The organism is Flavobacterium sp. (genome assembly GCF_044368995.1).
Classification (GTDB): Bacteria; Bacteroidota; Bacteroidia; order Flavobacteriales; family Flavobacteriaceae; genus Flavobacterium.
Map to the genome: position 1 here is coordinate 1 of NZ_JBIPMS010000012.1, position 12,199 is coordinate 12,199.

Genomic DNA, 12,199 nt, shown 5'->3' on the forward strand with positions numbered 1-12,199 from the left:
GAAGTCGAAAATTTATTGCGAAATAATTCTAATTTTCAAACCACAATAATACGTTTTGGCGGTTTAATTGGCGAAGACCGAAATCCTATAAATATGTTAGCCGGGAAAACGAATATTGCTAATCCGGGAGCTCCAATAAATTTAATTCATCAAGAAGATTGTATTGCAATTATTTGCGAGATGCTGAATCAAGTTCAGCATGACAATGTAAGAAATGAAGTTTTTAATGCTGTCGCACCCAATCATCCCAAACGAAAAGATTACTACACAGAAAAAGCTAAGCAGTTACATTTGATTACTCCATTATTTAATGAAAATGAAACTAATATTGGGAAAATTGTTTCAAGTGAAAAATTGGAAAAAGTTTTGGGATATAAATTTATGAAATTAGACTAATTTTTCATTAAAATAATCCATTTCCAATCGGCAGGATCTCCGACTCCAACACTTGGTGTATAAAGATATAAATGTACCACTCCAGTTGGATTTGAAATTAAATATTGTCTTACTTTTACCAAGTTTTGCACAGCCATCCATACCTGATTATAATTATTTGATAGATTCGGTTCCGGTAAAATAGGATTAAAATTTGTAGTTGGAAAAACAACATCAGCTGTCAGAACTGCATCAAATTGATTGGCAACAAGCATGTTTTGTGGATAAAGTATTTGCCCCAAACCCATCCAAACAATATTACCATCAAAAATAATTTGATTGATCTCATCATATTTCAACTTAATATTTCCAAAATCTACAGGAGCAACTATTTGATGTGAAATAGTAAATGAATTTGAATTTTCTGAATACGTAGTTTCTTTTCCGCCTTGAAAAATATTTGTTAAATAATCTACTTTAAGCAGTAAAACTTTATTAGGTTCATCAGTAGTATCATCAACAGGAGCGTTTTCTTCTGAACAAGATGAAAATAATGAAATAAAAACTAATAATACAAAAAGTGGCTTTTTCATGCGAAACTATTTTTAAATTTATTTGCTTATCAATGAAATACTTACGTAAAAATAATAATTTTTGTTTAATAAATCATTTAAACCAAAATCATTTCATCATACGATAAAATAGTTTCATATCCTTTTGAATGAAAATAATGCGTTGGATTTTCTTTCGATAGTACCATAACGAAATCGCCGCCCCAAGCGCCTAAACTTTTAATAGTTCCTTTAAAATCAGAAAACAAACGTTCTTTTACGGTTTCTAATTCTAAAATATCGCTTAAAATAACTTCATGATGTTTCAATAAATCAATGGTATCTTCTAAATTTGACGAAAGTACCATTCTATTTGTGATTTCAGAAATAGTTGCTGTTTTTTTGGTTAAAAACTGCTGCTTATTCATGTAATTTTGAATCGCATGACGGCTATTTTGCTTTTTATTTAAATAAACAAAATAGATATTTTCCTTATAATTCGGATAAAAATCGACTACCTCAACAATGGGTTGTTCCTTTTCATCTAACTGATAAGTAATTGCCGAATTATTTTGCGCACAAGCGATATCATAACCACTTCCTCCAAAACTTTTTCGAAGTAATTCAAAAGCATCAATCTGTAACCATTGTGCAATATTATTAATTAAAGTAGAAGAAGTTCCTAAGCCCCAATTTCTTGGAAAAGTTAATTCGGTTTCAATTTTAAACCCTGTTTCTGAAGCTAAAAAATTGGGGTTTTGAAAATTTGCTTGATGTAAAATTTTAACTAAAGTGTTCTTTATTGGATGTGCCTCATCAAAATTTTTAACTGTAATAATGTCGTTAAAAGTGAGTTCGGCTTCAAACCAAATGCTTTTATCGGCATCAAAACTAGTCCAAATAATTATTTTGTTCGGAATTGAACTCACTCGCAAAGATTGACCAAATTTTGTAGGCAAGGCTAATGCTTTGGCGCCATTTAAGACCAAATACTCTCCAGTTATTAGAAGTTTTCCGTTAGAATAGTAAGTTTCATTCATGTTTTTTAACCGCAAAGTTCGCAAGGTGTTACGCTAGGCTCGCAAAGGTATTTTTTTATTTTTGTTTATTGGAACACAGATTTATCAAATGCTTCGCAAAGATTCCAAAAAATCAACAACCAAGTTATGTGCAACCGTTTGGTTTTCAAAATGTGCTAAAACCAATTGCTTTTCTTCTTTTGTAGCTTGGTGCTGATTTAAAATATTATTCAAATGCATTTTCATGTGCCCTTGTTGAATTCCGGAAGTAGTTAACGAACGTAAAGCTGCAAAATTTTGAGCTAATCCTGCTACAGCAACAATTTCCATTAATTCCGTTGCTGAAGGATTACCTAACATTTCTAATGAAAATTTGACTAATGGATGTAAATTAGTTAACCCGCCAACGGTTCCTAAAGCTAAAGGCACTTCCAACCAAAATGTAAAAATCCCGTTTTCTATTTTGGCGTGAGACAAACTTGTGTAGCTTCCGTTTTTACTTGCAAATGCATGAACCCCCGCTTCTACCGCACGAAAATCGTTGCCAGTAGCCAATACTACAGCATCGATGCCGTTCATAATGCCTTTATTATGTGTTACGGCTCTGTATGGTTCCACTTCCGCAATTTGTATAGCGGTTAAAAACTTTTCTGCAAATTCACTTGATGTATTATTTTTGTCTTCATTAAGTTCAGAAACTAGGCACGAAACTTCAGCACGAACTACACAATTTGGTACAAAATTGCTCAAAATACTCATTACAATTTGAATCGATTGAATACCAAATTCTTCTGATTTGTTTTTAACTGTTTTGGCAAATTGCTCTAAACAAGAATTAATGAAATTAGCACCCATACTATCTTTAGTCTGAAAAGTAGCATGTAATTGGTAATAATTTTCTAAAGCTGCCGTTTTATCAATTAATTGAATATCTGAAATTCCACCGCCACGCTTTTGCATGTTCTTAGTAATACTGTCTGCTTCGGTAAATAAAATTGGCTTTACAAAATTGAAATATTCAATAAGTTTTTGTTTGTCACCTTCATACAAAAAATGAACTTGACCAATTTTTTCTGTGCCTAAAATAGTCGTTTTAAAACCTCCGCGTACACCCCAAAATTTCGCAGCTTTACTTGCGGCAGCCACCACAGAGCTTTCCTCAATAGCCATCGGAATGGTAAAGTTTTTTCCGTTAATGATAAAATTTGGTGCTACACCTAATGGTAAATAGAAATTAGTTAAGGTGTTTTCTACAAATTCATCATGCAATTTTTGAAGGGAAGCATCAGAATTTTGATAGCGTTGTAAAAGGGCAACAGCTTCTTTCGGATTGGAAAAGTGTTTTTCTGCTATCCAATTTATTTTTTCTTCTTTACTTAGTTTTGAAAAACCTGTTCTACTTTGCGCCATTAATTTCGGATTGAATGACAAAGATAATAAAAGTTATTTTTAAAAAAATAAAACTTAGAAAGTAAAAAATTCAATTTTTATTAGGAATATGTCGTAAATTTTCACTAAAATTGGTGGTTATTACAATCAAAAAAAATGAGAAATTTTATAAGTGTCCTATTATTGTTGCTAACCACTTCAATATCAGTTGTTGCTCAACAAAAATTATCTTTAGAAGAAATTTGGGGCGGCGCATTTAGAACAAAAGGCATGGAAGAATTAAATGCCATGAAAAATACCAATCAATATACGGTGCTGAATTTTGAAAGAAATTCTAAAACTACGCAAATTGATTTGTTTGATTATGCCACATTAAATAAAGTTGCAACCCTAATTGATACGAAAGATTTCAAAGAATTAACTTCAATTGACAGCTACACTTTTGATCAAGCTGAGAAAAAGATTTTAATTGCAACAAACACCGAATCCATATTTAGACGTTCATTTACTGCCAATTATTTTGTTTATGATATTGCCTCTAAAAAATTATCGAAATTTACCGATAAAGCCATTCAAGAACCCACGTTTTCATCAGATGGAAATAAAGTGGCTTACGCTTTCGAAAACAATTTATATGTTTTCGATTTACTTTTAAATAAAGAAACACAAATTACTTCGGACGGTAAGAAAAACAGTATCATTAACGGAATTACCGATTGGGTTTACGAAGAAGAGTTTTCTTTTGTAAGGGCTTTTGATTGGAATGCCAACGGCACAAAAATAGCTTTTATACGTTTTGATGAAACAAACGTTCCTGAATTTTCAATGGATATGTACAATCAAGGTTTGTATCCAACACAAACTGTTTTTAAATACCCAAAAGCAGGAGAAAAAAACGCGGAAGTATCGTTGCATATTTATGATGTTGCTGCGGCAAAAACGCAAAAAATTGATTTAAGCAATTATACCGATTTTTATATTGCAAGATTAAAGTGGACAAACGATCAAAATATTTTAAGTGCGCAAATAATCAACCGCCATCAAGATAATTTAGATGTAGTATTTGTAGATGGAAATTCTGGCAGCAAAAAAGTAATTTTAAACGAAAAAGACAAAGCTTACGTAGATGTTACAGACAACTTAACCTTTTTGAAAGACAATAGCTTTATTTGGACTTCAGAAAAAGACGGTTTCAATCATATTTATTATTACGACAAAACTGGCAAGTTGAAAAACCAAGTTACAAAAGGAAATTGGGATGTATCCGCTTATTATGGTTTTGATGAAAAAAGCAAAATAATTTATTATCAATCTGTAGAAAACGGTTCAATAAATAGAGATGTATATTCTATTACAATTGACGGAAAAGCTAAAAAAAGACTTTCAACCAAAACAGGAACAAATACGGCTACTTTTAGTCCAAACTTCCAATATTTTATAAACACCTTTTCTAGTGCTACTGCCGCGCCATATTATTCTTTAAATGATTCTAAAACTTCAAAAGAAGTAAAGAAAATTCAATCGAATGAAGCTGTGGAAGAAAAATTAGCAAAATACAACCTAGCCCCGAAAGAATTTTCAACCATCACTACAGAAAAAGGTCAGGTATTAAATACTTGGATGATTAAACCAAAAGATTTTGATGCAACTAAAAAATATCCTGTTTTTATGTTTCAATATTCAGGACCGGGTTCGCAACAAGTTGACAATGCTTGGAATGGAACAGACGATTATTGGTTTATGATGTTGGCACAAAAAGGCTATATTGTAGCTTGTGTTGACGGAAGAGGAACTGGCTTTAAAGGTGCCGAATTTAAAAAATGCACCCAAAAAGAATTAGGAAAATACGAAGTAGAGGATCAAATTGATGCCGCCAAAATTTTTGGGAATTACAGCTATGTGGATAAATCAAGAATTGGCATTTTCGGATGGTCTTATGGTGGTTTTATGGCTGCCAATTGTATTTTTCAAGGTGCCGATGTTTTCAAATCTGCCATTGCAGTTGCACCCGTAACGTCTTGGAGATATTACGACAGCATTTACACCGAAAGATACATGGAAACACCCCAAGAAAACGCAAGTGGTTATGATAACAATTCGCCAATTACTCATGTAAATAAATTAAAAGGCAACTTTTTATTAATTCATGGAACGGCTGATGATAACGTACATGTTCAAAATACCATGAAAATGGTAGAAGCTTTGGTGCAAGCCAATAAACAATTTGATTGGGCGATTTACCCAGATAAAAATCACGGAATTTACGGTGGAAAAACCCGCTTACAATTGTATACAAAAATGACAAACTTTATTTTAGAAAAACTTTAATTATGGCAATATACGAACCAAAATCAGTAGAAGAAATTCAAAACTTTGAAGGCAAATATCCAAAACAGCTTTGGTATTTATTTTTTAGTGAAATGTGGGAACGTTTCTGTTTCTATGGAATGAGAGGAATGTTAACTTTCTTTATGGTTGATCAACTTTTAATGAAAGAAGACGTTGCAAATTTGCAATATGGAGCAACACAAGCATTTGTATATGCTTTTACATTTATAGGGGGGTTATTTGCTGATAAATTATTAGGATATAGAAAATCGCTTTTTTGGGGCGGAATCATGATGATTATAGGTAGCGCAATTTTAGCTTTTGACCCACACCAATTTTTCTTTTTAGGAATATCCTTCACAGTAATAGGAACTGGTTTTTTTAAACCAAACATTTCTACCATGGTTGGTGCGTTGTACAAAAACAATGACACTAGAAGAGATGCAGGTTTTTCATTATTCTATTCTGGAATAAATGTTGGAGCATTATTAGGCGGTTATGCCTGTGTATATATTGGAAAAAGTTACTCTTGGAATCTAGCTTTTGGTCTTGCAGGTATTGTAATGATAATTAGTTTAGTCACTTTTGTTTTTACACAAAAAAGTTTGTCAACAATTGGTGTTTCTCCTTTGCTGGGAATAGAAAAATCTAAGAGAAAGTTATACGAGTATTTAACCTATATAGGAACAATTGTTGCAATTCCATTAATTATGATAATGGTTTCAAATCCACAATACACAGATATGTTTATGTATACAATTGGACCTTTAACATTATTATATTTGTTTTATGAAATGCGAAATTTTACAATCCAAGAAAATAAAAAATTAATTGCAGCTTTAGTTTTTATACTCTTTTCTGTTTTATTTTGGGCGTTTTTTGAGCAAAGTGGTGGTTCATTAAGTTTATTTGCCGCAAATAATTTAGATGATAAAATTTTAGGTGTAAAATTTGATCCAAACGGAATAAACAACGCATCAAATTCATTATTTGTAATTATTTTTGCTCCAATAATTGGATTATTATGGTTGTGGTTAAGTAAGAGAAAATTTGAGCCTAACACAGTTGTAAAATTTGGATTAGGATTTTTATTTTTAGCTATAGCATTTTATGTTTTTTATGCCACGCGCTTTTTTGCTAATGCGCAAGGAATGACATCATTGGAAGTATTTACAATAGCCTATTTAATTATTACTTTTGGAGAATTATGTCTCTCACCGATTGGATTGTCTATTATGACAAAGTTGTCTCCAATAAAATTGCAAGGTGTAATGATGGGGATGTGGTTTTTAGCTAGTGCTTACGGTCAATATGTAGCTGGAATTTTAGGTGCTGGTATGGCTAAAGCAAATGAAAATGCAACAAAAGTTGAAAAATTAATAGCATATACAGATGGATATCAACAATTAGCGATTTATGCAGTTGTTGCAGGAGTTGTACTTATTGCAATATCCCCAATTGTTAGAAAATTAATGCAGGAAGTTAAATAAACTAAATAACCAATTTATGATTAAAGAAAACTCAACCGATCAATTTTTTAAAAGTACCGTTTTAGGGCACCCAAGCGGTTTGTTTGTCTTGTTTTTCACCGAAATGTGGGAACGATTCTCTTTCTACGGAATGCGCGCGCTTTTAGTAATGTTCTTCACTTCGACTGCATTAAACGGTGGTTGGGATTGGACACGTGAGCAAGCAATGGCACTTTTTGGTTCCTATGTAGGTTTAGTATATCTTTCGACTATGATGGGCGGCTATTTTGCCGATAAAAAAATTGGCTATAGATGGGCTGTTGTAATTGGTGCATTATTAATGACGCTAGGTCATGGCTCTATGGCTTTAGAAACTCCTTTTTTCATATATACAGGATTAATATTATTGGTTTTTGGAAACGGCTTTTTTAAACCAAATATGACTTCAATTGTTTCTGAAATGTACAAAGACCGACCAGAAAAAAAAGACGGAGCTTACACTATTTTTTATATGGGTGTAAATTCTGGAGCATTCTTCGGAATTGTACTTTGTGGTTATCTTGGAGAACAAGTAGGTTGGAATTGGGGATTCGGTTTAGCAGGAGTCTTCATGCTTTTTGGATTAATTCAATTTTGGTTATCACAAAATATTTTTGGCGACATTGGTTTAAAACCTGTTAAAAAAGAGGTGGCATTAACAGACGAAAACAACGATAAATTAAATCCATTCCCTGTTTGGCAATTAGGTTTAATTGGCATCATGACCATATTAGGATTAGTTTGGATTATTTTTGAACCCGCTAAAATTATTACAAACGGTGCTTTAGATGTTTTTAATTTTGATGTAATTGGATTGTCGGGTAATAATTTTACTATTTTAGTTGCTATCTTATTATTCCTTTTTCTATTAGCTTATAGAATAATGAGTTACTCGCAAATTACAAAAGAAAAAATGATTGCGGTTTCCTTTTTTGCCTTCTTAACTATTTTCTTTTGGGCTATTTTTGAACAATCTCCAGGGACGTTAACCATTTTTGCAAACGATTATACCAATAGAATTTTAGATGGAGATGCTGGAATGATTTTTAAATTTGTTAATGCTGCTATTGTTGTAGTTCCATTAGCAATTATTACCTGGGTTTTATTTATGTTATTTAAACAAACATTCGCAAAATATTCAGTAGCTAATTTAGTATTAGCTTCTAGTTTTGTTATTATTTGGGGAATAGCATTTTGGATGCTAAAAAATCAGTTTTCTGAAGATTCATTAGAAGTTCCTGCTTCATGGTTCTCGTCACTAAATTCTTTGTATATTATTGCTCTTGCTCCTTTGTTTTCAAAATGGTGGGAAAGTAAATATAATCCTTCTGCTAATATGAAATACGCTTTAGGAATGGTGTTTTTAGCAGTCGGAATGATAACGGTTGCTATTGGAGCTGAAGGAATAGAACCAGGTGCAAAAACTGCTTCTGTAAGTATGATTTATCTAATTTTAGTATATCTTTTTGTTACTATGGCAGAACTTTGTATTTCTCCAGTTGGTTTATCTTATGTTAGTAAATTAGTGCCCGCTAGAATGATTGCAATGATGTTTGGAATTTGGTATTTAGCCGTTGCAATTGGGATGAAAGGCGCTGCTAAATTTGGTGAAAACATTGATAAAATTGCCGACGAAAAAGGATTGAGTTATTTCTTTTGGATGTTAGCTATTATTTCATTGATTGTAGCTTTACTTTCATTTGTTATGTCACCAGTTATTAAAAAATTAATGCACGGTGTTAGATAAACAACAAAACTTGATACTAAATTTGCTTATTTTTGTTTTATAAAATGAAGAACATGAAAAAAATAATTTTAATATTCACTTTTTTAATTAGTGGATTTATTGCTCAAAGTCAAGAATTAAAGTGGTACACAGATGTGTCTGTTGCTTCCAATTTATCTATTAAAGAAAATAAACCTATGTTTCTGTTTTTTACAGGCTCTGATTGGTGTGGTTGGTGTATTCGATTACAAAAAGAAGTTTTTAGAACACCCGAATTTGTAAAATGGGCTTCAGATAATGTAATTTTAGTAGAACTAGACTTCCCAAGAAAAAACGAACAAACGGATGCGGTAAAATCACAAAATGCACAATTACAACAACAATTGCAAGTTAGAGGCTATCCTACAGTTTGGTTTGTTAACGCAACAAAAACCGCAGATGCAAAAGTAAATTTAAATGCATTAGGAAGTTCGGGCTATGTAGCTGGCGGCCCGCAAGTATGGCTTGAAGGCGCTAATAAAATTATCCAAAAGAAATAATTTATTTCAATCTATAAAATCCCTTTTCGGCAGTGGCATGAAAAGGGATTTTTTCTTGCTCACAAGTTACTTTCCAATGTTTTATATAACTTTTATAATTAGACCCATCTGCTATAATTTGTTCTGGTTTAATAATAGAAATTAAGCGTTTCAAATTAATTTTTGGCGATTGAATTAGTAATACAATTTCTGGTTTTTGCTTCGTATTATATACTCCCGCACTGTCAACACAAAGAATTTTTTTAGTAAAATTAAAAACATTTTTAATAGGTGCTATTCGATAATTTGCAACAAACTTTCCTCTTGTATACGATTCAATTGTTTTTTTAGAATTAGCAAAATCATCTGTGTAAAAAACAGATTCGTTATTTTTAGTTTCAACAAAAAGCGTGTTTTTCATGATATTAAAAATACCAAATTCATTATTATTTTTTTCACTAAAATTAAGATAAAAATAACCCAATTGAAAAATCAAAACGGCAGCTAATATTGGTTGTAAATTTTTAATGTTTGAGAAATAAATGAAATAAAGAAATGTGCCAATAATAAAATATAACATCAAAACTAATACTTCATGAAAAGCAATATTTCTGATAATGAAAACATCAAATTTTACAATCCAAGCAGTAAAAGTATTCATTATTTCGATTAAAAAATTGACTAAAACACTCAAATAAACCGCAGCTTTCGGAAACAAAAAATTGAAAGGAATCAATGCCAAACCTAAAATTAAAATGATACTAGAAAGCGGAATCGCAATTAAATTAGCCACTAAAAACAATAATGGAAATTGTCCGAAATAATACAATACTAAGGGTAAAACCCCAATTTGAGCCACCAAAGAAATAAGTAATAATTCTTTAGTTTTTAAGATAATTATTTTCTTATCATAACTATATTTTCTAACCAAGGGCTGAAAAATTACAATACTTAAAACAGCAGCAAAGCTCAATTGAAATCCAACATCAAAAAGATAATTTGGATTATAAACTAATAATAGTAAAGCAGATACAGCTAAAGAATTGTAAATATTAGATTGTCTGTTAACAATTTTTGCTAAAGCAACTACTGAAAACATAACCGCCGCACGAACAATTGAAGCAGAAAATCCAGCTAAAATTGCATAAAACCATAAGATACATAACGAAAGAAGAAAGATATATGACTTACCTTTTTTTAATCGAAGGAATGGTTTTGTTAGCCAAAGTATAATTCCGTAAATTAATGCAATGTGTAGACCTGAAATAGCTAAAATATGCATAATACCTGCTTGTGTGTAATTAGAGGTGATTTCTTTGGACAATTCGGTTTTTTCACCAAAAAGCAACGCCATTAATAGGTTATAATTGTCTGTTTTAAAGCTTTTTACATCATAACTTTTTAATAATTTCGATTTAATTAAATTGATATAATAATAAAAATTGGAGTCCGTTGAAACAAATATTGTATTTGTTTCTTTGATTTTAATTTCATGAAAAATATTCTGATTATTCAAATATTTAGCATAATCAAATTGATTTGGATTTAATACATTTTGAATTAATTTTGGTGTTTCAAATAACTTTATTTTGTTGCCAACTTCTATTTCCTTATTCTGCTTTTTTGGTATATAAAGGATTATTTTACCGATACAATTTTGTGTGTTAATTTGCGCTATTTTTAAAATAAATTTATCATAATACGTGCTGGATTTTAACTTCTCAAACACCACGCCTTGAACAATATTTTTTTCTGAAATAAAATTAGAAAGATGTGATTTTGAATTAATTTGAACATTAAAATAACTAGACAGAACACCTAAGTTTAAACACAAAAGCACTACAAAACTTTCAAAAAACAAGTAATTTAATTTCTTTTTAATATTAAGAAAATATCCAATGCAAAAACAAATTAGACTTAAAAACAATCCAATTAAAATATAAAATAAAGGAATGGAAAAGTAATATTGCATTACAATTCCAATACTAAAACCGGCAAGTATGGGTACTATTGGGAATGTAATAAATTTCATTATTTAGTAGGTTTGTTAAACTAGAAAAACAATTGGGCGTTGTTTTTCAATAAAAATTGTTGGAATTAAGAAACTAATGTTTACTCTAAAATCCTATTTACACCAACAAAAGTTCTTGCATAATAGCCTTCAGAGGTTGAGGAATACACTACCCCACTACTTGTAGAGGAATGAATGAATTGAATAATTCCGTCCGTATTTTCTGTTACTATTCCAACATGACTAATGTAGCTGCCATTGGTTTTAAAAAAAATTAAATCGCCAGCTTTGGCATCTTTTTTTAAAATACGTTTCCCAATTTGCGCCATTTCGGCCGAATTTCTTGGCAATGAAATATCAAATTGATTTAGCGTATACGTTACAAAACCAGAACAATCAAAACCAGCCGGAGTAGAACCTCCTCCTCTGTATGGCGAACCTAAACTTTCTGCGGCAACATTAAGAATTTGTTGTTTTATGTAGTCTGAAACTTCAAATGTAGGCGTAAAATCTTGTGGCGTTTCTTCTTCTACAACTACTTTTATTTTAGATTGTTCAATGCTATCCTGAGTGGCTTTATATTTCGCTTTTTCAATAGCTTTTAATTCTTTTTTAGTAGGTTTTGCTGTTTTTTCTAATCCTGTTTTTTCTGTAAAAGTATAACTTCCTGTTTTTTGAGCCACTTGTTTTGAAGTAACAATTGCGGGCTTCTGAAGGGTTTTACAACTGTACAAAAAAATAGTTAGTAGTAAAATATAAATAGCTTTTTTCATT

General features: G+C 31.1%; 9 protein-coding genes and 1 pseudogene. 5 read left to right on the plus strand and 5 right to left on the minus strand.

Annotated elements, in window-relative coordinates:
- Nucleotides 1-396 (plus strand): annotated as a pseudogene (locus tag ACIQ2I_RS01985) (SDR family NAD(P)-dependent oxidoreductase); the annotation flags it as partial.
- On the opposite strand, the gene ACIQ2I_RS01990 reads toward ACIQ2I_RS01985, so the two are convergent.
- From ACIQ2I_RS01990 to ACIQ2I_RS02000, 3 genes are all read right to left on the minus strand, one after another.
- A complete protein-coding gene (locus ACIQ2I_RS01990) occupies nt 393-968 on the minus strand; it encodes a hypothetical protein (RefSeq protein WP_396180761.1) in 576 nt (191 codons plus the stop codon). The pseudogene ACIQ2I_RS01985 and the gene ACIQ2I_RS01990 sit on opposite strands and share 4 nt — an antisense overlap.
- A gap of 77 nt (nt 969-1,045) precedes the next feature.
- The gene (locus ACIQ2I_RS01995) at nt 1,046-1,966 is read right to left on the minus strand and encodes a GYDIA family GHMP kinase (protein ID WP_396180762.1); all 921 of its coding nucleotides are present in this window, start codon (nt 1,964-1,966) and stop codon (nt 1,046-1,048) included.
- 84 nt (nt 1,967-2,050) lie between these two features.
- Nucleotides 2,051-3,355: a hydroxymethylglutaryl-CoA reductase, degradative gene (locus ACIQ2I_RS02000; RefSeq protein WP_396180763.1), complete on the minus strand. Its 1,305-nt coding sequence runs from the start codon at nt 3,353-3,355 to the stop codon at nt 2,051-2,053.
- A gap of 135 nt (nt 3,356-3,490) precedes the next feature.
- Here ACIQ2I_RS02000 and ACIQ2I_RS02005 point away from each other — a divergent pair, with 135 nt between their 5' ends.
- From ACIQ2I_RS02005 to ACIQ2I_RS02020, 4 genes are read left to right on the plus strand one after another with little or no spacing between them, the layout of a single operon-like run.
- Nucleotides 3,491-5,662, plus strand: a complete 2,172-nt coding sequence (locus ACIQ2I_RS02005) for a S9 family peptidase (protein ID WP_396180764.1) — start codon at nt 3,491-3,493, stop codon at nt 5,660-5,662.
- A 2-nt stretch (nt 5,663-5,664) separates the two neighbouring features.
- Nucleotides 5,665-7,152: a peptide MFS transporter gene (locus ACIQ2I_RS02010; protein WP_396180765.1), complete on the plus strand. Its 1,488-nt coding sequence runs from the start codon at nt 5,665-5,667 to the stop codon at nt 7,150-7,152.
- A gap of 16 nt (nt 7,153-7,168) precedes the next feature.
- Nucleotides 7,169-8,917 (plus strand): peptide MFS transporter, encoded by a 1,749-nt coding sequence (locus tag ACIQ2I_RS02015; RefSeq protein WP_396180766.1) that lies wholly within the window; start codon nt 7,169-7,171, stop codon nt 8,915-8,917.
- Nucleotides 8,918-8,970: 53 nt separating this feature from the next.
- Nucleotides 8,971-9,435: a thioredoxin family protein gene (locus ACIQ2I_RS02020; protein ID WP_396180767.1), complete on the plus strand. Its 465-nt coding sequence runs from the start codon at nt 8,971-8,973 to the stop codon at nt 9,433-9,435.
- Between the two features lies 1 nt (nt 9,436).
- On the opposite strand, the gene ACIQ2I_RS02025 is transcribed toward ACIQ2I_RS02020, so the two are convergent.
- Nucleotides 9,437-11,446 carry a ComEC/Rec2 family competence protein gene (locus ACIQ2I_RS02025; RefSeq protein WP_396180768.1) on the minus strand — a complete coding sequence of 670 codons (2,010 nt, stop codon included), beginning with the start codon at nt 11,444-11,446 and terminating at the stop codon, nt 9,437-9,439.
- An 80-nt stretch (nt 11,447-11,526) separates the two neighbouring features.
- Nucleotides 11,527-12,198, minus strand: a complete 672-nt coding sequence (locus ACIQ2I_RS02030; RefSeq protein ID WP_396180769.1) for a C40 family peptidase — start codon at nt 12,196-12,198, stop codon at nt 11,527-11,529.
- Between the last annotated feature and the right edge of the window lies 1 nt (nt 12,199).